Below are 22,251 nucleotides of genomic sequence, written 5' to 3' on the forward strand. Positions count from 1 at the left end.
TCGGGCGGGTGTAGCTCAATGGTAGAGCAGGAGCTTCCCAAGCTTAAGACGAGGGTTCGATTCCCTTCACCCGCTCCACCGCTTCCCCGGCCTTTTCGGCTTCGGCCTCGTCGGCATCCTCCGCCAAACCCGCGATCTCGATCTCGACCCGCCGGTTGGCGCGCTGGCCTTCCTCGTTGTCGCTCCCGTCGGGCAGGTAATTGGGTTCGGCCGGATTGCCCTCGCCGAGCGAGACGATCGTGATCCGCTCCGGCCGCACGCCATTTTCCTCAAGATAGTCCGCCACGGCCCGCGCACGCGCCTCGCCGGCGCGGAAATTGGCCTCGTCGCTGCCGACCGTGTCGCTGTGCCCCCACAAGGTCACCTGGCGCTCGCTCGACACCCAACCCGGCGCCAGCAACGCGCCCAGCGTTTCGACCGCCGCCGAGTCCAGTTCGGACCCGCCCTCGGGGAAGCCGACGACCGCGCGGATCGGTGCGCCCTCGAGCGGCTCGGCGTCCATTTCGGCACGCACGTCGTTGCGGATGATCGACACCGGATCGCCGCCCGCCGGCATCGTGGGTTCGTCGCGGGCGGGACTCTCGTCGCTTCCGGCCGAACAGGCGGCCACCATCGCCGCCGACAGGATGATGAAACTGCGCGTCATGATACGGCCTCCGTTGCGTCGTCCTCGCCGAGATTTTCGCCCTCGTAGCGCTCGATCCTAGTCCCCGGCGCGACATAGACGACCATCGTGTCGCCGGGCTCGGGCGTCGGGCCTGAGGCGTGAGTGAAGAAGCGCACCTTGCCATCCTCGCGGCGCACGTAGAGCAGCTCCGCTCCGTCGGGGAGCGCGGCGAGAGTGCGGTCGAAATCGAACCGCAGCGTGAGGTCGATCGGTACCATCTTCCAGCCCCGCGCCTCGCTGTCGGCGACGTCTTCGACGCCGTGCCCCGACTGGAACAGCGCGCGTCCGCGCAGGCTGTCGGGCAGCGCGTGCGGATCGTCGCCCGCCGCGTCCCCGAGCTGGTAGACCGAATCCGACCCGATCTCGGGCGCGAACTCGGAGCAGACGAGCGCATTGTACGCCTCGTTCTCGGTCGTCGCGACGAGCACCTGGAACTGGTGCATGTCGAGCTCCTCCTCGGTCGCTTCGGACAGGATTTCGCCGTGGAAGGTCGGTATCTTGAGCGCGCGCGCCGGGCTCAGCCGCTGCCAGCTCGTATCGGCGACGGTCACCGGCACCTCGAGCGCCTTGAGCGATCGCGCCAGCGACAGCGCGAAGCTGTTGGTGCCCACGATCAGCACGCCCCCGCTATTGGGGTTGATCAGCCCGAGAAGCCTCGCCAGCGGGCCGAGCGTGAAGCCGTGTGCGAGGATCGTCGCGGCGACCACCGCGAAGCTCAGCGTCACCAGCAATTGCCCGTCGCCATAGCCGATCTCGCCCAGCCTGAGCGCGAACAGGCCCGCGATCGCCACCGCGACGATCCCGCGCGGCGCGATCCATCCGATCAGCAGCCGTTCCTTCCAGGGGATTTTCGAGAAAGCGAGCGCGACGAGCACGGTCGCGGGCCGCACCACGAACAGGAGCACGAGGAGGAAGGCGGCGAAGCGCAGCTCGAACTGCCGCAGCACCTCGATATCGAGGCTCGCCGACAGGATCACGAAAATGCCCGAGACGAGAAGGACGGTAATGTTCTCCTTGAAAGGCAGATAGGTCCGCGCGCTCGACAGTTTCATGTTGGCGAGCGCGATCCCCATCACCGTCACCGCGACGAGCCCGGTTTCCTGCTGGATGAGGTCGGAAATGACGAAGGTCCCGATCACCGCGACCAGCAGCACCGGAGCCTTCAGGAATTCGGGGACCAGCCCGCGCGGGAACAGCCAGCGGATCGCGCGCGCCGCGCCATAGCCGACCGCGCCCGCCAGCAGCGACGACACCGCCAGCCCCAGGAGGTTGTCGATGAACGCCTTGCCGGCCTGCTGCTGGACCAGATACTCGTACGTGATCACCGCCAGGATCGCGCCTATCGGGTCGTTGACGATCCCTTCCCACTTGAGGATCGCGCGCGGCCGCTGCTTGAGGTTGGTCTGGCGCAGGAGCGGGATGATCACCGTCGGCCCGGTCACCACGAGGATGCCCGCGAACAGGATCGCGACCGGCCATACCAGCCCCGCCACGTGGTAGAGCGCGAGGCTGCCCAGCCCCCACGCCACCGGCACGCCGATGAACACCAGCCGCGGCACCGCCCCGCCCGTCTTCTTGAGTTCGGGAAAGCGCAGGCTCAGCCCGCCCTCGAACAGGATGATCGCGACCGCAATCGAGATCATCGGCTTCAAGAGGTCGCCGAAATCCTCGTCCGGATTGATGAGTCCGGTGACCGGCCCGAGCAGCAGCCCCGCGACCAGCATCAGCGCGATCGCCGGCCAGCCTGTGCGCCACGCGATCCACTGCGCGCCGATTCCGGCCAGCCCGATTAACCCGATGACGAGGATCAGGTGATGGTCCATGCGCACGCCTTTTGGGGGGAAAACAGCATCCCGGGGTCAACGGGACGCGCGCGAAGGCGTTCCTTGACCCTAGCGCCGCAGCGCCGCCAGCCGTGCTTTTTCGGCCGCCACTTCGCTGGGCGCGAGCGGCACGCCGCGCATGATGCCGTGCTTGCGGCGATAGGCCACGATCGCCTTCATGAAGGGATGCTCGAACGCGGCATGATAGCGCGGATCGGTGCGCGCTTCAGGGGAGTAGCTCAACCGCCCGTCGGAGAGGAAGGAGAATGCCCCGAACAGGCCGTTCTCGTCGGCGAAGTTTTCCAGCCGGTCGAGGGCGCGATCCGCGTCACCGGCGGCCGCTTCCCCCGCCAGGGACAGGCTGTCGTTGGCGACGAACAGGTTCGACCCTTCCGAGGGGATACGCTTTCCGCTGATGATGGCGCGGAGCCCCCTCACCGTTTCGGCCAGATCCTTGTCCCCAAGCCCCGCCGCCTTGAGCTGCTTGCTGATGACTTTCCAGTCGCGCTCGAATTCTTCCTGCGAGGCGAAATTGGCCAGCGTCATCGCCCAGTACATCTTCTCCTGCACGCACTCGTTGCATCGCGATGCCTGCAGGCGAATGCGGTTGAGGTTGCCCGAGCGCACCAGCGCAAGGCTTCGATTGCTCCTGAGCGTCCGGTTGCGCGGATCGAGTTCGATGGCGCGGTCGTAATATTCGATCGCCCCATCTTCGTCGCCGGCAAGCACCAGCGCATCGCCGTAGGCGTAGGCGGCTTCGGGCGACTGCGGATGCTCTTCGGCCAGCCGACGACCAAGGTCGAGCGCCCCTTCGATGTCATGGTCGAGGCGGCTCCTTGCATGGACTTCGGCCGCGCGCAGCAGGACGTTGTCGGGATCGATCGCGCGGGCCGCGTCCATCGCCCTGGTCACCTCGTCGCGCCACCGGCTCTCGCGCATTTCCACCCAGACCGGATCGGACAGCGACAGCACGTAGGCCAACCCGGCGTGACCGCCGACGAACTTCGGATCGGTCGAGATGGCGCTGCGAAACCGCTCGATCGCGCGATTGCGCTCGCCCGGCAGGTCTCGGGCGGCGACCGATTCCAGGCCCTTGAGATACAGTTCGTAAGCGCGCGGATCGGCATCGCCCGCATCGACGTAGCTGCTGCCTCCCGCGCCCAGCCGGGTCCGCAGGAAGTTGACGAGGTCCTCGGCCGCGATCCGCACCATGTCGATGCTCGTCACCTGGATGCCGCTCTGCATCGTGTTCCACACCTGCTTGCCGGTCTTCGCATCGAGCAGCGCGATCTTCACCGTCGCCATGCCGTCGGCGACCCGATACTCGCCGGTCACCAGATGCGTCGCACCCAGTTGCGCCCCGATCTCGCGCGGCGACAGGTCGCGCTTGACCAGCGGCTCGGTGGTGCCCACCGGCAGCAGCGACAGGCGCGCCACGCCGCTCATCTCGTCGCCCACCAGCTGCGACAGGCTGACCCCCTGCACGCGGTCGTCCTCGCGTCCCGGATGGTCGATCGGCAGCACTGCGATGGTGAGGTCCTGCCACTGTTCGGCCTTGGGGCCCATCGGGATGATCCCGCTCGCGACCAGCCCGACACCCGCCAGCGCCAGCAGCAGCACCGCCGCAAGCCCCGCGAGCATCTTCTTGCGCCGCGACCATCCCGCCTTCGCGCTCGTCGAGGCCGCGGTCGCCGTCGGCTTCGCGACGCCGCCGACCTGCGCCTTCAGCGCAGCAACCAGCGCCGGAAACCCTTCCTTGCGCGCGGTCGAGCGATAGTCGATCGTGTGAACCTGCCGGAACCCGATCGGCGGCGCACTCCCGTCGAGCGAGATCGGCACCAACTTGTGCTGCTCGCGCCCGTAGCCGGCCTCGTCGCGCACCCAGTGGCTCTTGGCGGCCGCGTCCGACCACACGGCGAGCACCGCCTTGGCGTCCTGCAATTCCTGTTCGATGTCGGCCGAAAAATCGTGTCCGCCGGTCAGCTGTCGGTCCCACCACAGCGAAAATCCCTCGGCCTCGAGCGCCTTGGCCAGCGCCTCGACGTCGGCGCGATCCTCGCGCGAATAGGAAATGAAGACGTCCGCCACGCACTCCCCCAACGGCCCCATTGGAACTTATCGCGCGACCATAACATGTTTTGTCATGGCGCAAAGCGAACCTTACCCACGCACCCCAGACGGCCGCTATCTCGTCGTGCGCGGGCGGCTGTGGCGCTGCAGCGATCCCGCGCTCGACCCGCAGGAACGCGACGATCTGGTCAAGGAATTGATGGCCGCGCGCAGCGCCAAGGGCGCCGCCATGCGCGCTGGCGACGAAGCGGGCCGCGCCGCTGCCAAGGCCCGCGTCCAGTCCGCCAAGGAAGCATTGGGCGAGCGCGGACCCGTGTGGTGGGACGACGGCGCCCCCGACTGGAACCGCCATCTCGCGAAGAACACGCCCTACGCCGACTGGTACGCGTTGCTCACCAGGGCTTGAGCTTGAGCGGGAACGGCTTGGGGAGCGGCTGCATCGCGCCCGCCTGCTCGAGCAGCCGCTTGTAATTTGGCGTCGCGTCGAGATCGAACTTCTCGCCGCAGAAGCACATCGTGCCGTAGCCTTCGATCCAGGTCGGCCCGCCGGGGCGTGCGTCGATCTGCGCCGCGATGCGGTTGGCGGCCTCCCGATCCCCGGTCAGTGCGGCATAATTCAACCGGTCGCCAAGATTGGCGTCGGGCCCCGGCGCGAGCGCCCGCGCCGCCTCCCGGTCGCCTCTGTAGGAGGCGATCAGTAACCGGACTGTGCGGTTGAACAGCGCGTCGGGAGCCAGCGCCTCGGCTTCCTGCGTCCGGCCGAGCCCGATGAGCGCCACAGCCTTGAGGAAGGTCCCGGCCGCGCGCCATTCCTCGTTCGCGATCGCACGATCCGAAACCTTAATCGATTCCTCGAACTGGCCGTTGAGCAGGAGGACCTGCGCGTAGAAAAAATCAGATTCCAGCGGGTCGCACTTGGCGACGCGACCGTAGAAATCGACCACCTCGTCACCCAGGCCCGAGCGCCACGCGAGAAATTCGGGCCATCCCTCGGACGGACAGGCTGGTGCCTTCGTCAGGCGTAGCCGCGTCAGCTCGACCGCACCGGTCCAATCGTCGCTGGCGATCATGCGCGACTGGCGCAGGATCGGAAGCGCCCAGGTCGGAGCCGCGCGGATCGCGTCGGCCATGCGCCGGTCGTATTCGGCCAGCATCGCGCGCACTTTCGCATCGTCGACCGGGGTCGGTGCGACGACCGAGTTCTGGACGTCGTGCATTGCGCGGTCCGAACTGCGCCAACGAGCGATCCACAGGCTCGGATCGGTCTCGAACGCCTTGTCGTAAAGCAGGTTCGCGGCGGCGAGATCGTTCATGTCGATACCCTTCGCATGCGTATTCAAGTAGAGGTCGTTGGCCTTGGCGAGCATGGTGTACACCTCGGGGTCGTCGGTCCCTTCCTCCGCCATCCGCTTGCGCTTGTTCTCGTCGAGCAGCACGTCGAGTGCCTCGGCCGCGCTGGTCGCGATATCACTCTGCACCGCCAGCATGTCGCCCGGCGCGACGTCGTAGCTCTTGCTCCATACCTCGCTAAGGTCGCTCGCCTTCACGAGCCGCGCGGTGACGCGCAGGAGGTCGCCCCCGCGCCTGACCGTCCCTTCGACAAGGTGGGTCGCCCCCAGCCGTTGCGCGATATCCTTGAGCGGCACGTCCTTGCCCTTGAAGAAGAAGGACGAGGTCCGCGAAATCACCACCAGCTCGGGTAGCGGCGAGAGGCGGTTGATGATCTCTTCCGAAAGCCCTTCCGCGAAGAAGCGATCCTCCTCTCCGCTCGACAATGCCTCGAACGGCAGCACCGCGACATGGGCGTTGTGCGGTTCCTCCGCGACCACCTTCTCGGCATCGCCCGCGAGACCGCCCTCGAGCAGCCACCAGCCGCCTGCCCCCGCCAGCGCGACCAGCGGGATCGCCATCAGCGCCATCTTCTTGGTGCGTCCCATGCCCGGCGCGGCATGCATGTGATGCGTCTCGCCCCCGATCATCGGATCGAGCGCGCGCGCGAGGTGCGCCATCGCTTGTTCACCCATGCCGTGCGACAGGTCGATCGCCTGGCGCTGGCGGTATCCGAGCGGCGGCAGCGTCGCGTCGAGCTGCACCGGCACCATCTTGTCGGCATCGCGCGCGAAGGCGGCCTCGTCGCGGACCCATTCGCTCTCGACCGAATGTTTCGACCAGACGACGATCACTGCCTTGGCCGCATCGATCGCCTGTTCGATATCCTTGGAAAATTGCTTGCCGCCGCGGATCTCGCGGTCCCACCACAGCGAATAGCCCGCTTCCTCGAGCGCGGCAGCGATCCGCTCGACCTCGTCCTGGTCGGCGCGCGCGTAGGAGAGAAAGATATCCGCCATCCGCGTCCCTTCTAGCCCTGGGGGCCGGGCACCATAGCACCGTGCGCCCCGACCCGCATCAACGGCGCTCCTTCTTGAGCGGCCATTTGATCGGCGACTTGGGCGGCCACGTGGCGCCGAGTTCCTCTAGACGCGCTGCGAAATTGGGCGTGCGGGAAATGTCGAAAGGTGCCCCGCACAGGCATTCGTCGACCACGATCTCGAGCACGCTTGCCCCTGCCGGCCGCGCATCGATGGCGGCGGCAAGGTCGTCGGCCTCTTTCTGATAGCCCACCTGTGCCAGCGTCTGGAGGGCTTTGTAGGGCGCTCGCTTTCGTTGCAATTCATCAGCCGTGGGGACGAGCGCGCTGTCCTTGCGAGCAATTGCGATGGTCGCCTCGCTTGCACCGCTCGACATGGCCACGTCGATGGCGCGGTCGCGGTCCCCGCGCGCGAGGGCCAGAAGGAAGTCGACTTCGAGGAATTCGCGTTCAGCGACCCCGTCCTCGCGTCCCTTGGCGATGATCCGCTCGACACGATCAAGTTCGCCCGCCTGGACTCCACTCATGACCACGTATCCCCAGTATGATCGGGCGCTCCCATGGCATCCGTACTGGTCGTCGTAGAATTCGAACATCGGCGGCGCCCCTCCGTAGGGCATGAATCCGAATCCCGGCCAGGCGGACGATGCACACCTCCCGCGAAGGGAGTAGAAGCGCTTCGACAATTCCGGAATGCGCGACCAGTCGTCGCTGAACGCCAGTCTGAATAGCTCGATCGCGAGCCGATCCGCCTCGCTACCCGCTTTCGCCTGTGCCAACCGCAACCGTCGGTCGAGATCGTCGCGCGCGCTCGATCGAAGCGAATCCGGTAGCTCGGGATGGGCAAGCCCGCCGGCTTCGTCGATCAGGATGTGCGAGTGGAAGTCGGCGGCCAGGATCTGGGCCCGGGCGAGCTTGGGTTCCATCGCGTACGCCTGGTCGAAGATATCGACCACCTGCGCGAAGAGCCGCATGTCCTCGAGGTTTCGATGGGCCTCGTCGAATTTCTCTTGTCCTTTAGCATAGAGCGCGAACGCCTCGGGATTGTCGATCCCCACTTCGGCCATCGCACGCCGCTTTTCTTCGTCGAGCAGCACGTCGAGCGCATCGGCGACCTTTTCCGAGATATCGGCCTGAACCTTGAAGACATCTTCGACGCTCGCGTCGTAATTCTCGCTCCACAAGGTTCGCTCGCCCGACGCTTCTACGAGCCGCGCCGTCACGCGCACCTGGTCGCCTTCGCGCCGCAGCGAGCCCTCGACGATATGGCCCACCCCCATTTCCCTGCCGATCTCCTCGATCGACTTGTCGGTGTCGCGGTAGGTGAACGCCGTCGTGCGAGGCACCACGCGCAGCTCGTCGAGCGCATCGAGGCGATTGAGCACTTCCTCGGTCAGCCCGTCGGCAAAATACTGGTCGTCTTCCCCGCGCGAGGTCGCGACGAAGGGAAGCACGAGCAGAGAGCGCGCTTCGACCGCGACGACCGGGCTCGCGTCCGCGCCCTCGCGCACCGTCCACCAGCTCGCGATCAGCGCGGCAAGGATGGCCACCGCTATCGCCGCGAGCAGGACGGGCTTGCGGTGTACCGGCGCGGGCGGCGCTTCATGGGTCTCGCCGCCGATCTTCGCGTCGAGGACCGCGAACAGTTCGGCAAGAGGTTCGCCCTCGAACCGCCCTCCCGAGAAATCGATGGCCTGGCGCTGGCGAAACCCGAGCGGAGGCATCGTGTTTTCGATGCGGATCGGCACCAGTTTGTTTTCGTCGCGGCCGTAAGCGGCTTCGTCCCGCACCCATTCGCTGTCGACCGACGAGGCGGACCAGGCGACCACGACCGCCTTGGACGCTTCCATCGCTTGCTCGATATCCTTGGAGAATTCCTGCCCACCCTGGATGTGCCGGTCCCACCAGACCGAATAACCCGCCTCTAGCAGCGCCGCCGCGAGCTTCTCGACCAGAGGCTGGTCCGCGCGTGCGTAAGAGAGGAAAATGTCGGCCAAGCGTCGTTAAAATCCCCGGTTGAGCCCGGCGCGACCATAACATGGCTTGCAGTACTGGAAAGAGAAATCACAGCCCGCCGAGGGTCGGCGCGTAGCCTGCGCCGCGCAGCTTTTCCGCCAGTTCCTCGGCACAGGCGCTCGCGACCTCTTCCTCCTCGGCGCGGATCACGAAGTTGGAACCCACGCGGCCTTCCTTGAAGAAGGGATAGGAGCCGATCGCGGTCCCCTCGTGCGCCTTCTGCACCGCGATGAGGATATCGGCGACCTCGCTCTCGGGCGCGTGCGCCCCGACCGTCACAGAGACCAGCGGCCTGCCCCCCTCGAGCGTCCCCGTCAGCCCCTCGAGCATGCCCGCGGTGATGTGCGGGATGCCTGCCATGATGAAGATATTCTCGACCTTGATGCCGGGCGCGCCCGACACCGGATTGTCGATCAGGTCGGCGCCCTGCGGCACTCGCGCCATGCGCAGCCGCGCCGGGGTCAGTTCGCCGCCGATCCGCGCGTAATAGCGCTCGAGCATCGCGCGCGCTTCCGGGTGCTCGACCACCGGAACGCCCAGCGCTACCGCGATCGCGTCGACCGTGATGTCGTCATGCGTCGGCCCGATCCCGCCGGTCGTGAAGAGGTAGTCGTTGCGCGCACGCAGTTCGTTGACCGCCTCGACGATCCGCGCCTCGATGTCGGGTACCACGCGCACTTCGGACAGGCGGATGCCCTGCAGGTTCAGCCAGCGCGCGATCTGCCCGACATTCTTGTCTTGCGTGCGGCCCGAGAGGATCTCGTCGCCGATGATGACGAGCGCGGCGGTCCAGGTCCGGCTCACCGGCCGAGCGCCTTGCGAACGCGAGCCAGCGTCTCGGGCGACCAGAATTCGAGATGGTCGTACAATCCCTCGAACGCGGGAATATCGCCCAGGTCGACCCACTCCTGCTTGGTCGATGTGTAGATGTGGACGTCGGGCTTGATCCCCGTCTTGTCGTCGAACGTTCCCGCGCGCAGCATGAAGAAAGCATCTCCGAGCACCGGATAATGGCTGGCGAGTGCGACATGGCAGGTCGGGCAGCGATGGATCCGCTGGCCCCCGCCGCTCTCGCTGGGGGTGAGGATTTCCTCCGTCTCGCCATTCCATTCGACCCGGTCGGATTCGATCAGGAAGTTGACCACGAAGGCGCTGCCCGTCTCACGCTGGCAGTAGCTGCAATGGCAGCAGTGGACGATGACCGGATCGTCCGGTGTCGTGAAGGAAACATCGCCGCATCCGCAGCGCCCGTGGCGAGTCTTGCTCATGAGCACCACCCTCGCAGCTTCGCATCGCCCTCGCAATCGCGCGATTGTCCGCCTATATCGGCTGGCATGACCGAATATATCCATGTCGGGCCGGAAGACCGGGTCGAGCCCAAGAACGGGGTGATCAAGCTTCACGATGCCGCCGGCTTCGAGGGCATGCGCAAGGCCGGCCGCCTTGCCGCCGAGATCCTCGACGCGCTTGCCGCGCATGTCGTGCCGGGCGTCACCACCGACGAGATCGACCGCATCGTGAGCGACATGACGCTGGCGGCCGGCGGGGTTCCCGCGACGCTCGGCTATCGCGGCTACACGAAGAATTGCTGCACCTCGATCAACCATGTCGTGTGTCACGGCATCCCGGGCGACAAGGCCTTGAAGGACGGCGACATCGTCAACATCGACGTGACCCCGATCCTCGACGGCTGGCACGGCGACACCAGCCGCATGTATTATGTCGGAAAGCCCTCCGTGAAGGCGCAGCGCCTTGTCGAGGTGACCTACGAATGCCTGATGCTCGGGCTCGAGCAGGCGCGACCCGGCAACCGCCTCGGCGACATCAGCCACGCCATCCAGTCCCACGCCGAAAAGCATCGCTACGGCGTGGTGCGCGATTTTTGCGGTCACGGCCTCGGCCGCCTGTTCCACGACAGCCCCGAGGTGATCCACGCCGGCAATCCCGGCACCGGCCCCGAACTTCGTCCCGGCATGTTCTTCACCGTCGAGCCGATGATCAATATCGGCCGCGCCGACGTGAAGATCCTCGACGACGGCTGGACCGCGGTCACCCGCGACCGTTCGCTCTCGGCGCAGTTCGAACATTCGATCGGCATCACCGAGGACGGCTGCGAGATCTTCACCAAGAGCCCCAAGGGGCTCGACTGCCCGCCCTACGCAGGCTGATCCGCGCCCGTGAAGAAGATCGAAGCGATCATCAAGCCGTTCAAGCTGGACGACGTGAAGGACGCGCTCGCCGACGCGGGCGTCTCGGGCCTGACCGTCACCGAGGTGAAGGGCTTCGGCCGCCAGAAGGGCCACACCGAGCTCTATCGCGGCGCCGAATATGTCGTCGACTTCCTGCCCAAGGTGAAGGTCGAGGTGGTGGTCGAGGACGACCAGGCGCACCGCGTGGTCGAGGCGATCGAACACGCCGCGCGCACCGGTCGCATCGGCGACGGCAAGATCTTCGTGTCTCCGGTCGAGGAAGCGATCCGCATCCGCACCGGCGACCGCGACGCGGACGCGCTCTAGGGGCTGGCGGGGGCATGACCGACAAGGACCCGCGCCTCGCTTCGATGAGCCCCGACGAGTTGCGCCGCACGATGCGCGCCTTGGGCTACCACACGCAGGGACGCCTGGCCGAGGCGATCGGCGTGTCGCGCAGCGCGGTCAGCCTGTGGCTCGAGGGCAAGGTCGGCGTCCCGCGCCCCGTCGCGATGCTCCTGAGGATGCTCCTCGCCGCCCAGCGGCGCAGCTACTAGCCTTTCTCCCCGCGCTTGGCCGCGATGCACGGCACCGTGCCGAGAAAATTCGATAGTTCCGCGCGCACTCGCGGGTCGTAGGGCGCATCGTTGGTCCAGCCGAGCAGGTGACCGAGATCGTCGAACTGGGCTGCGCGGATGTTGGTCTTGCCCGACACCTCCTGCATGAATTCCAGCCGCCTGATGCTTTCCTGGACCGCGACATTCTGTTGCTCGTCCTCGATGCCGAGCAGGATCAGCGCGGGCTGATCGACCCGAACCCAGAAGGGCATCGCGTCGAATTCCAGGTTTTCCCGGTAGAAAGCCCAGTCGGGCAAGCTTTCGTCAGGAAAACCGCCAACGAACTCTCCCCATTCCTTGTCTTCGGCTTCGCGCTTGAGGCGATGATAGTCGCTCCAGTCGCCGGTCCCCAGCGCGCGCAGCGCCGCCGCACCGATCTCCAGCACCTTGCCGACTGCCTCCTCCGAGAGGCCCGCGCCGCGCGCATCGTTCCGCATCTCGTGGAGGATTTGCTCGGGAAAGCTGACGAGGTCGCCCGAGGCGTTGACGAGGAAGGCCACCTCGTCGCTGCGCGCAGCGGCCACCGGCACCACGCGCCCTCCCTGGCTGAGCCCGAACACACCGACGCATTGCGCATCGACGTCGCTGCGGCGCTGCAGGTGTTCGACGCCCGCCAGTAGATCGTCCGCTCGCTCGGCAATCCCGATGTCCCGCCAGTCGCCCTGGGACGCCCCACTCCCCCTCTTGTCGGTCAACAGGACGAGGAGCCCTTCGTCGCGCAACATTTCCGCCGCCGCGCGCGCCCAGAGATTGTCACGCGCCGACGAACCCGATCCTTGCGAGATCACGACGGCGGCGAATGGTCCGTTTGCGTTCGGAAACAGCAATTCGCCGGCAAGTTCGATTTCGCCAACCGCATAGCGGGCCTCGGTGGCGCGATCCGCCTCGCCGGATTGAAGGACAGAAGCCGAAAGAAGGAAGGCGAGTAAGGAAGCATGCATTCGCGAAGCCCTTGTTTCTCAGTCGAGTGGCTCGGCGACCGGCACGTCGAGTGTCACGGACAGCCCGTCGGACTTCCATTCGCGTTCGAGCGTCGCGCCCATCTGGCGCGCGGCCATCGTGATCATGATCGAGCCGAACCCCTCGCGCTCGGGATTGGTCACGGTGCGCTCGCAATGCTCGCGCCAGTGCCAGCGCAGCCGCACCGGCCCGGTCCCGCTCGCATCGCTTTCCCACGCGACCGACACGCGCCCATTCTCGTCCGACCAGGCCCCGTACTTGACCGCGTTGGTCGCCAGTTCGTGGAGGATCAGCCCGAACGGCGTCACCGCCTTCGACGGCAGCGCGACTTCCTCGCCTAGAAGATCGAGCCGGTCCTCATAATCGTCGTAGGGCGCCAGCGTCGCCGTCATCAGCTCGCCCAGCGACACGACCGGCCGATCGAGCGCGCCCTGGCTGACGTCGTGCGCGACCGACAGCGCATGGAGACGCTGCGCGACCTTTTCGGCGGCCACTTCCATGTCGCTTTCGCGCCGCAGGGTCGAATTCACGATCGCCCCCGACACGGCAAGAATGTTCTTCACGCGATGGTTGAGTTCGCGGTTGAGCAGTTCGGTCTGCTCGCTCGCCATGCGCAGCGCCTCGGCGTCGCGCGCCGCCATCTCGGCGCGCTGGGTGCGCCGCATCTGCCACACGCCCAGCCCGACCAGCAGCGCGGTCGCGCCGATCAGCGCCAGCATCAGCGCGATGGTCCACCCCTCGATCCGTTCGGCATCGGCGAGACGCTCGTCGAAGATGACTTCCTCGGCCGCATAGAGCGTCGAGATCGTGGCGCGGATCTCGCGCATCATCGAAAGGCCCGAGCCCTCCTCGACAAGGGCGTGGGCGCCTTCTTCATCGCCCGCCTCGATCCGTTCGACCGTGCGCGCCATCTCGGCCAGCTTGGCCGGCAGGAGCGCCGACAGCCGGTCGAGCTGTTCGGCCTGCTCGGGCGTCGCGATCGCGCGCAGCCGACCGTCGAGCCGCGCCAGCGCTTCGGGCGCCTCCGCAGTGCCGCGCGCATAGGGCCGCAGATAGTCGCGATCGCCCGTCAGCACGTAGCCGCGCTGCCCCGTCTCGGCATCGGTCACCGCGGCCTGGACCTGCTGGAGGTCGGTCATCACCGCCTTGGTCAGCAGCGCCTGGTCGCGCAGCTTCTGTTCGCTGTCGAGCGTCACCAGCAGCGCTGCCAGCATCGCGATCTTGGTGAGCGCGGCCAGTGCCAGCAGCACGAAGGGAAGGCGTGCCTGGCCTGGGTGCGACGCGGGGAGCGGCGGGCGGGTATCGAAATCCATGTTCATGACGAAAAGGCTTTGACGACAAGGAACTTAGCGCTGGTGATTACGCTGCCGAACCGATGAAGGCAATCACCTAGAAGAGGCGCGTGGAAGCGAATCTGCGCACCACCCGTGAATTGTTCACGCCGTGTCGAGTCGCGCTTGCCGGGCGCGGCGCCAACTGGAATCCCTGTCCCATCCGCCGGACCGCACGCGTCCGGCGTTCACACATTCGAAGACGGGAGCAGCAGCATCATGGCGACGAAGGCGAAGGATATCCTCAAGCGGATCGAGGACGAGGAAATCGAATATGTCGACCTGCGCTTCACCGATCCCAAGGGCAAGTGGCAGCACCTCGCGATGGTCGCCGCGATGCTCGACGAGGACCAGCTCGAAGACGGGCTGATGTTCGACGGCAGCTCGATCGCCGGCTGGAAGGCGATCAACGAATCGGACATGATCCTCAAGCCCGATCTCGATGCCGCCTATGTCGACCCGTTCAGCGCCACGCCGATGCTGGTGCTGTTCTGCAACATCGTCGAACCCTCGACCGGCGAACTGTACGGCCGCGACCCGCGCTCGACCGCGACCCGCGCCGAGGCCTACCTCAAGGCGACCGGCGTCGGTGACACCGTCTATGTCGGTCCCGAGGCCGAGTTCTTCATGTTCGATGACGTGCGCTTCACCGACAGCTATGCCGGCTCGGGCTACGAACTCGACGATATCGAGTTGCCGGGCAATTCGAGCCGCGACTACGAGGGCGGCAACATGGGCCACCGCCCGCGCGCCAAGGGCGGCTACTTCCCCGTCGCCCCGGTCGACAGCGCGCAGGACATTCGCGGCGAAATGGTCTCGACCATGATCGAGATGGGCCTGCCGTGCGACAAGCACCACCACGAGGTCGCCCCCGCCCAGCACGAGCTCGGCCTCACCTATGGTCAACTCGTCGAGACCGCCGACCGCATGCAGGTCTACAAATATGTCGTGCACATGGTCGCGCAGGCCTATGGCAAGACCGCGACCTTCATGCCCAAGCCGATCGCCAAGGATAACGGGTCGGGCATGCACACCCACTTCTCGATCTGGAAGGACGGCAAGCCGCTGTTCGCCGGCTCGGGCTATGCCGGCCTTAGCGAGATGGCGCTCTATTTCATCGGCGGCGTGATCAAGCATGCGCGCGCCCTCAACGCCTTCACCAACCCGACGACCAACAGCTACAAGCGGCTGGTCCCGGGTTTCGAGGCGCCGGTGCTGCTCGCTTATTCCTCGCGCAACCGCTCGGCCTCGTGCCGCATCCCCTACGGGGCGGGCGAGAAGTCGAAGCGGGTCGAATTCCGCTTCCCCGACGCGATGGCCAACCCCTATCTCGCTTATTCGGCGCTGCTGATGGCGGGGCTCGACGGGATCCAGAACCGCATCCACCCGGGCGAGGCGATGGACAAGAATCTCTACGATCTTCCCCCGCAGGAACTGGTCGACGTCCCCACGGTGTGCGGCAGCCTTCGCGAGGCGCTGATCGCCTTGAACGAGGACCGCGCCTTCCTGACCAAGGGCGACGTCTTCTCGGACGACCAGATCGACGCCTACATGGAATTGAAGTGGGAAGAGGTGATGCGCTGGGAAACCACGCCCAGCCCGGTCGAATTCGACATGTATTACAGCGCGTAAGCGCTTATCATTACGACGTCCTGCTCGGACTTCGCGAAGGGCGCTCCCTCCACTCGGCGGGGGCGCCCTTTACTATTTGGCAAGCATGGCGCGCGCATCATGGCGCCCATGTCGGCCGAAACGATCCCTTTCGCAGCCTTTCAGCGCAGCCTCCCCTCGAGGCTCGTGCGCCGTTTCGTGACGCCGCGTCCGCTCCCGGCCTTCGCTGCCGCGCGCGCCGACCGCACCGTCACCGGCACGCCCTGGGACCTCTAGTCCCTCAATAGTCCTTCGACACGCGCACGTTCGCGCTCGCCCGCCCGATCGAGCTGATCGTCGAGAGGATCGAGAGCCAGCGCGTTACCTGGTACTCGGCCTGCGTCGCCGTATAGCCCTGCCCGTCGGTGATCACTTCGACGTAGAGCTTGCGCGTGATGTACTTGCCGGCCGCGATCGCGGTCTCCTGCCCCGTCGCGACGTCGGCGGGGAGGATGCGCAACCGATCGAGACCGACCGCCTTGCGGATCGCGTTGATCGGGTCGAGCCCGCCCCCGCCCGCCTGGAGCGAGGCCACCGCCGCGCCCAGCTGCAGCGCCTCGGCGGCGGAAAGGTTGGTGATCGAGGTTCCGAACAGGATGCGCGAGAGGAGTTCGTCCTCGGGCAAGGCGGGAATCGAGGTAAAGCTGATCCTCGGCTCGAGCCCGGTCCCCTGCACCAGCACCGTCGCCTGCAGCCCCTGCACCTCGGCATCGGCCTCGATGTCGAGCAGCGGGTCGGGCGGCGTCCTCCCGCGGAAACGGATCTTGCCTTCCGACAGGCGGAAATTGCGCCCCGCGAAATCATAGTCGCCCTGGATGAGGTCGGCCTCGCCGTTGAGCCGCGGATCGGACAAGGTCCCGCCGATCGCGAGATCGGTGCGCCAGCGGCTCTCGATCCCCAGCCCCGACACCTGCAGCGGCCCGCCCGCAACATCGATGTCGAGCGTCCATGGCGAAAGTTCGGCGCGGGTGATGACTTCCTCGTCCGGGCGCCCGCGTTCGACCACGTCGATGCGCGGGATCTTGGCGACCGTCCCCGCCTGCCCCAGCTGGAAGCGACCCTCGTCGAGCGCGAGCGTTCCGGAGATCGTGCCCCCCGTGCCCGACGAACGGATCGCGAGCGGCCCGGTCACCGTCGCGCCGATGTCGTCGCGGTCGAGCAGCACCGCTTTCCTGGCATCGAACTTCATGTCGATCGCGCTCGTGCCACCGACGAAGGTCAGCGTCCCCGACCCCGTCACGCTCCCGCCGCCGGGCGTCGTCCCCTTGATGCTGCTCAGCGTCAATTGCGCCCCGTTGAAGCGCCCGCGCGCCGAAATCTTCTCGACCACCGTGCCCGACACCGGGCTTTCGATCCTTGCCCCGTCGGTCTTGAGCGAGCCCGCGATCTGCGGGTTGAGCAGGCTCCCGCGCGCATCGACCCCGGCGGCCAGCGGCCCGGTCAGGTCGAACAGTTCGATCCCCGACAAGCGCCACAGCGTGTCGGCGGGCCCGTCGTACCGCAGCTGCGCGACCATCGGTGCCCGCATCAGCGCTTCGCCCAGCGGCGCATCGGGAAGCGGCGCGAAACGCGCCTGCGCGCGCCCGACCACCTTGCCGTCGGCGGCTGCGACTGCGCGGACCCCGGCATTGCCGTTCGCCAGCTTGCCCTTGATGGCGACGTCGATCGGCCGCGAGGCGAGCACCAGTCCCGAGCGCGTCAGCCCGCGCACCTTGAGGTCGACCGCCCCTTCGGGCCGCTTGCCCAGGTCGAGCGACAGCGTCCCGTCCGCCGTACCGCCCAGTTCCATGTCGGGCTGAAGAAGATCGAGGATCGCCAGCGGCATCGCCTTCAGCCGCGCATCGAGATGCGGCCTACTTCCAAGGCTCGCCGACAGGCTCGCTCGCCCGCGCCCGAACGCCACTTCCGCGCCTTCGAGCGCCCAGCCGCCCGCCCCGTCGGGCACCAGCACCGCCGGTTTCGTCAGCCGCAGCCGCCGCCGGTCGAGGCTGCCATTGCCGCGAACGACCACCCGCTCGGGCGCAACCGCTGCCTCGAGCGCTAGTTCGAACGCCGAGCCGCGCCGCCCGGCCATGTCCGCCTTGATCGTGCCGCGCCCGTCCTGGAGCGCGCCGACGAGCTTCAGCCGCGCCACGTCCGCGCCCGCAATGTCGACCCGCCGCGCATCGAGCGTCCCGTCGATGCCCATCCCGCCCTCGGCACCCAGCAGCAGCGTCGCCTTCACCGTCCCGCTGCCGAAGCGCATCACCGGCGGCCCCGGGAAATCGGCATTGTCGAGCACGAGATTGAGCGCGATCCGCTGTCCCCCGCCCGCTGCGGGCTGGACGCCGACCGTCCCGCCGATCTCGCCGCCCGCCAGTCGCAACGTCCCTTCGAGCCCGCCCTCGACGATCCGCAGCCGTCCCGACCCTTCCGATCCCGCTACCTTGAGCGATGTGATGTCGAGCGCCGCCTCGCCGCCCGCAGGCAGCAGGATCGCGCCATTGGCGGTGAACGGCCCGAAGCGCGATCCGCCCGTCGCAGCGAAATCGAACCCGGCCTCGCTCGGCGCCAAATCGAGCACCACGTCCTCTAGCCCCAGCGCCGCATTGGGCCGCTCGAACACCAGTCCGATCGCGGGCCGGCTGATATTGCCGTCGACGGTCAGCGTCAGCGGCCCGTAATCCTCATGCTCGCCGAGCCCTTCGAACAGGAAGGTCCCGTCGCGCCGCCGCATCCCCGATCCGCTCAGCGTCAGCTTGGGCGCGACCAGCCGCGTATCGGTGAAGTGCAGCACGCCGTCGGGCCCGCGCCTGAGACGCGTCGTCACCACCGGATTGCCGCCCGCGACATTGGCGAGGAAGCCGTTATCGAACCGCGTCACTTGCGCGCGCGCCGTTCCGGTCAGCACCATCCCGCCTGCGCCCGGGACGAGGTCGAGATCGGCGGTCACGTCGACGCGTCCGAGCCCCGGCACCTCGTAGGCGGGCAGCGCGCCATTGAGGGCCGCGACCACGCTCCCGCGCTTGAGGTCGATATCGAGGTCGAGCGTGGCGCGCAGCCTGCGCGAGATGAGCCGCAGATCCTTGCCGGTAATGCGCGCGTCCGTCACCAGCAGCCCGCCGCGCACCGACAGGTCGGCAAGGATATCTTCCGCCTCCGGCCCCGCGCCGAGCAACTGCCGCGCGGTCAGGTTGAGCGGCACCCGCACCGGCGGTTTCGACCGAGTGCCCTGCCCCTCGACCTGCGCGCCCACGAAGGTGAGATTGTCGATCCCCAGCCGGTCGGCGCGCAGCCGATAGGCATAGCGCGCGCTGGCCATCGCCCCGTTCAGCGTCATCGTCGCGCGCCACGGCGTTCCCGACAGGCCCGGCGACAGCGCCGAGGGCTGCGCCAGTTCCGCCCCGACCCGCAAATCGTCGAAGCGATTGTCGCCAAGGTCGACCCCGCCGCGCGCGACCAGGCTCAGTGCGCGCGATGCCAGCGTCAGCTCGCCGTCGAGTACGCGCCGGTCGAACCCGACCCGCCCGTCGATCCTGACCCCGCCGCGCGTCAACCGCGCCGCCACGCCGTCGAGGAAGGGCGACGGATCGGCGCGCCCGTCTAGCGCATAGACCCCCTCGCGCGCCTCGATGGCGAGCCGCAATGCCTGCGTATCGCCAAGATCGAGCGCCGCCTCGCCCGCCCATTTCGCCCATGTCCCGTCGCCGTCGAGGGTCAGCGACAGCGGCGCCTTCACCCCCAGCAGCGCGGGCAGCAGCCCGTCCGCAGGCGCCTGGGCTTTCAATGAAAGGTCGAACTTGTCCTCATCGGGCGCGGCGTCGAGCGCAAGCTTGACCGCATCCCCGCCCTCGACGAGCAGGTCGAGCTCGGCCATCGCGCGCCCCGCGCGAATGTCCACCGCCCCCGAAACGCGCCCGCTCCTTGCCGTCCCGGTCACCCCTTCGGCCAGCACGAGCTTCTCGATCTCGAGCTTGCCGACATGGACGTCGAAGCCCGGCAGGATCGGCTTGTCCTCCCCCGACGGCCGCGTCCTGGGCAGTCGCTCGAGCGTCACCAGCGGCGCCGACAGTTCGTCGACATGAAGCTTGTCGTAGAGCCATGCGCCCGGCGCCCATTCGAGCGTCACTTCGGGCGCGGTCAGGAACACGCCCTCGGGGTCGCTGACGACGACGTTCCTCAAGCGCATCCGGTCGTAGATCGACCCCTCGATCCGCCCGATCCGTACGCGCACGCCTCCGCCCAGGTCCATCGAGGCGATCCGGTCGGCGATGAAGCGATGCCCCGGCCCCGTATCGACCAGCACCAGCGCCCCCGCCGCGATCACCGCCAGCGCGAGCAGCAGCACGATGAACTCGTTGAGCAGCCGCCGCCCCCAGCCCTTCTTCGCGCGTTGCCGCGGCGCGGTGGGGTCGGCTTCGGCCATCAGAATGCCTGTCCGAGGCTGACCACGACCGCGATGCGGCTGTCACCCTCCTGCCGGTTGATCGGTGTGCCGATGTCGATGCGGATCGGCCCGAACGAGCTGTAGTAGCGCGCCCCGATCCCGACCCCGAACTGCCAGTCGTCGGTGCCCGGCCACACGTCGCGGCTCAGCCGCCCGCCGTCGATGAAGGGTACCACCCCGAAGTTGCCGAACCGCACCCGCGCCTCGAGCGAGAATTCGACAAGGCTGCGTCCGCCCAGCGGGTCGTTGAGCGCATCGCGCGGCCCCAGCCGCTGGTAGCCATAACCGCGCACCGACCCGCCGCCGCCCGCATAATGCCGCCGCGAGGGCGCGATATTGGCGAACTCGGCGCCCACGATCGTGCCCAGCCTCACGCGCCCCGCAATGACCGTGTTCTCGCCCACCGGATGATAGGCGCTCGCGTCGATCTGCGCCTTCAGATAGGTCTCGCGCGCGCCCGCCTCGACCGTCTCGCCGCCGAGCGAGAAGCTCGCCAGTTCGACGCTCAGTTCGGGGCTGATCCGCCCGCCGAGCCGGAATCCCTTCTGCGGGTCGAGCAGGTCGTCGGTGCCGTCATAGCGTAGCGAGGCGGGCACCGCGGCGATGAAGAAGGAGCGCTCGAACAGCAGCCCCGCCTCGTCGAACCGGTCGCGCTCCTTGGTCGCGATCAGTTCGCTCTCGAGGCTCCACGTCCACGGTTTCTGCCACAGGAAATTGGACAGGCGCTCGATCCCCGCGCCGATCCCGACATAGCGCGAGCGATAGGCGTCGCGGTCGATGCTGCCCGCGATGACCTGCGCCAGCAGCGTGCGGTCGCGCATCTTCCAGTTCGACCGGCGCAGTTCGGCCGCGACCAACTGCTCCTGCGTCCCCGCCACCCCGCGCAGCGTTACCGCGCCCTCGGGGTTGAAGAAGTTGCGATGCTGCCAACTCGCCTCGAGCCGGAAACCCTCGCCGGTCCCGTAGCCGATCTCGCCCGCGATGGTGCGATAGGGCGCTGGCGCCAGCGTCACCTCGACATCGACCGTCTCGCCGCCGTCGACCGGGACCGGGTCGACCGTCACGTCGGACACCAGCCCGGTGCGGATCAGGGCGCGGCGTAGGTCGGAAACGAGTTCGCTATCGTACCGCTGCCCCTCCTCGAAGCGCGCGATGTGACCGACATGGCGGCTCGGGAAGGGCGGCTCGCCGGTCACGCGGATCGCGCCGAAATGGCCGACCGGACCCGGCGTCACCGGCTGGACGAGGCGCGCGCTGTCGCTCTCGTGGTCGATCACCACCTGCTGCTCGCCGACTTCGGCAGTCGCATAGCCGCGCCGCCCGAGCGCCTCGACCAGCGCTTCGCGCCCCGCAATCACCTTCTCGGCGACGACCGCATCGCCTTCCTCGATCCCGTAAAGTAGTCGCAGCTCGGACGCTTCCCGGGCGCCCGCCTCGGCCAGCCCCGGCAATTCGACCGTCTCGAAGCGGTAGAGCGGCCCCGGTTCGGCCACCAGGATGACAAGCAGCCCGTCGGGACGCGCGCGCACCTCGGGCGTCACGATCGCGGCATAATAGCCTCGCGAGCGCATCAGTTCGGACAGGATTTCGGCATCGGCGCGCGCTCGCCGGTCGACCTGCGCGGCATTGGTCGCCTCGCCGTCGCCCTGCTCGAGCGTCGAGAGCGCGTCGAACGAGGGCCGCAATTCCTCCGAAAGCGCCGGGTCGAGGCCCTCGATCTCGAGCCGGTAGTGGCGCCCGCCCGTGAAATCGGCGAGCGGCGCGAACTCCTCCTCGGCGAATTCCTCCTCGAGCGCGACTTCCTCGTCCGGGGCCGGCTCGCCCGGCGCATCGGGTTCGGGCGCGACGGTCGCTTCCTCGGGCTCCTCGCCCGGCAGGTCGGGCCATTCGACGTCGATCCCGGGCAGCGGGTCGAGCGGCGCGTCGGGGTCGATCGCGATATCGTCCCATTCGGGATCGATCGGCGGCGTGTCCTGGGCATGAGCAGGCAGGGCGCCGAACAGGAGGCCGGCACCAAAAAAGACCCACGCACAGCGCGCGGTCCCGCCGAGCCATCTCGACCGCATCAATCACGAGCCTAGCCCCGAAGGGGCTTGCCCCGCCAGCCCAAAGCTTACGGCGGCGTAAGGATCAT

16 protein-coding genes and 1 tRNA gene are annotated in these 22,251 nt (G+C 67.6%); 6 read left to right on the top strand and 11 right to left on the bottom strand.

Going from position 1 to position 22,251, the window contains the following annotated elements; genetic code table 11:
* Positions 1-4 precede the first annotated feature (4 nt).
* Positions 5-78: transfer RNA gene (locus NNY25_RS09220), tRNA-Gly, on the top strand.
* On the opposite strand, the gene NNY25_RS09225 is transcribed toward NNY25_RS09220, so the two are convergent.
* The 3 genes from NNY25_RS09225 to NNY25_RS09235 all read right to left on the bottom strand — a co-directional run bounded on the left by NNY25_RS09225 (position 44) and on the right by NNY25_RS09235 (position 4,578).
* Positions 44-646: an OmpA family protein gene (locus NNY25_RS09225; RefSeq protein WP_265571064.1), complete on the bottom strand. Its 603-nt coding sequence runs from the start codon at positions 644-646 to the stop codon at positions 44-46. The genes NNY25_RS09220 and NNY25_RS09225 overlap by 35 nt on opposite strands.
* Positions 643-2,490 (bottom strand): cation:proton antiporter, encoded by a 1,848-nt coding sequence (locus NNY25_RS09230; RefSeq protein ID WP_265571065.1) that lies wholly within the window; start codon positions 2,488-2,490, stop codon positions 643-645. Before NNY25_RS09230 ends, NNY25_RS09225 begins: the two co-directional genes overlap by 4 nt.
* A gap of 69 nt (positions 2,491-2,559) precedes the next feature.
* Entirely contained in the window at positions 2,560-4,578 is a 2,019-nt protein-coding gene (locus NNY25_RS09235; RefSeq protein ID WP_265571066.1) for a TIR domain-containing protein, read from the bottom strand.
* A gap of 55 nt (positions 4,579-4,633) precedes the next feature.
* Here NNY25_RS09235 and NNY25_RS09240 point away from each other — a divergent pair, with 55 nt between their 5' ends.
* Positions 4,634-4,966, top strand: coding sequence for a hypothetical protein (locus NNY25_RS09240; RefSeq protein ID WP_265571067.1), 333 nt, complete (start codon positions 4,634-4,636; stop codon positions 4,964-4,966).
* Here the strand turns inward: NNY25_RS09240 and NNY25_RS09245 are convergent.
* From NNY25_RS09245 to NNY25_RS09260, 4 genes are all read right to left on the bottom strand, one after another.
* On the bottom strand, positions 4,953-6,908 hold the full coding sequence (locus NNY25_RS09245) for a TIR domain-containing protein (protein WP_265571068.1): 1,956 nt from the start codon (positions 6,906-6,908) through the stop codon (positions 4,953-4,955). The two genes, NNY25_RS09240 and NNY25_RS09245, sit on opposite strands and share 14 nt — an antisense overlap.
* 58 nt (positions 6,909-6,966) lie before the next feature.
* The gene (locus NNY25_RS09250) at positions 6,967-8,925 is read right to left on the bottom strand and encodes a TIR domain-containing protein (protein ID WP_265571069.1); all 1,959 of its coding nucleotides are present in this window, start codon (positions 8,923-8,925) and stop codon (positions 6,967-6,969) included.
* 67 nt (positions 8,926-8,992) lie between these two features.
* On the bottom strand, positions 8,993-9,748 hold the full coding sequence (locus NNY25_RS09255) for a competence/damage-inducible protein A (RefSeq protein ID WP_265571070.1): 756 nt from the start codon (positions 9,746-9,748) through the stop codon (positions 8,993-8,995).
* Positions 9,745-10,212, bottom strand: coding sequence for a GFA family protein (locus NNY25_RS09260; RefSeq protein ID WP_265571071.1), 468 nt, complete (start codon positions 10,210-10,212; stop codon positions 9,745-9,747). Before NNY25_RS09260 ends, NNY25_RS09255 begins: the two co-directional genes overlap by 4 nt.
* Before the next feature lie 66 nt (positions 10,213-10,278).
* Here NNY25_RS09260 and map point away from each other — a divergent pair, with 66 nt between their 5' ends.
* The 3 genes from map to NNY25_RS09275 are packed head-to-tail and all read left to right on the top strand — an operon-like array spanning position 10,279 to position 11,690.
* Entirely contained in the window at positions 10,279-11,112 is an 834-nt protein-coding gene (gene map / locus NNY25_RS09265) for a type I methionyl aminopeptidase (protein WP_265571072.1), read from the top strand.
* Positions 11,113-11,121: 9 nt separating this feature from the next.
* Positions 11,122-11,460 (top strand): P-II family nitrogen regulator, encoded by a 339-nt coding sequence (locus tag NNY25_RS09270; protein WP_265571073.1) that lies wholly within the window; start codon positions 11,122-11,124, stop codon positions 11,458-11,460.
* A gap of 14 nt (positions 11,461-11,474) precedes the next feature.
* Positions 11,475-11,690, top strand: a complete 216-nt coding sequence (locus tag NNY25_RS09275) for a helix-turn-helix domain-containing protein (protein WP_265571074.1) — start codon at positions 11,475-11,477, stop codon at positions 11,688-11,690.
* Here NNY25_RS09275 and NNY25_RS09280 read toward each other — a convergent pair.
* Positions 11,687-12,691: an alpha/beta hydrolase family protein gene (locus NNY25_RS09280; RefSeq protein ID WP_265571075.1), complete on the bottom strand. Its 1,005-nt coding sequence runs from the start codon at positions 12,689-12,691 to the stop codon at positions 11,687-11,689. The two genes, NNY25_RS09275 and NNY25_RS09280, sit on opposite strands and share 4 nt — an antisense overlap.
* An 18-nt stretch (positions 12,692-12,709) precedes the next feature.
* Positions 12,710-14,029, bottom strand: a complete 1,320-nt coding sequence (locus NNY25_RS09285; RefSeq protein ID WP_265571076.1) for a CHASE3 domain-containing protein — start codon at positions 14,027-14,029, stop codon at positions 12,710-12,712.
* 231 nt (positions 14,030-14,260) lie between these two features.
* On the opposite strand from NNY25_RS09285, the gene glnA reads away from it, so the two are divergent.
* The gene (gene glnA, locus NNY25_RS09290; protein WP_265571077.1) at positions 14,261-15,673 is read left to right on the top strand and encodes a type I glutamate--ammonia ligase; all 1,413 of its coding nucleotides are present in this window, start codon (positions 14,261-14,263) and stop codon (positions 15,671-15,673) included.
* A 259-nt stretch (positions 15,674-15,932) separates the two neighbouring features.
* On the opposite strand, the gene NNY25_RS09295 is transcribed toward glnA, so the two are convergent.
* On the bottom strand, positions 15,933-20,096 hold the full coding sequence (locus tag NNY25_RS09295) for a translocation/assembly module TamB domain-containing protein (protein ID WP_265571078.1): 4,164 nt from the start codon (positions 20,094-20,096) through the stop codon (positions 15,933-15,935).
* Positions 20,096-22,183 (bottom strand): autotransporter assembly complex protein TamA, encoded by a 2,088-nt coding sequence (locus NNY25_RS09300; protein WP_265571079.1) that lies wholly within the window; start codon positions 22,181-22,183, stop codon positions 20,096-20,098. The genes NNY25_RS09295 and NNY25_RS09300 overlap by 1 nt, the downstream gene beginning before the upstream one ends.
* Positions 22,184-22,251: the final 68 nt, after the last annotated feature.

Source organism: Sphingomicrobium nitratireducens (assembly GCF_026157035.1).
GTDB lineage: Bacteria > Pseudomonadota > Alphaproteobacteria > Sphingomonadales > Sphingomonadaceae > Sphingomicrobium > Sphingomicrobium nitratireducens.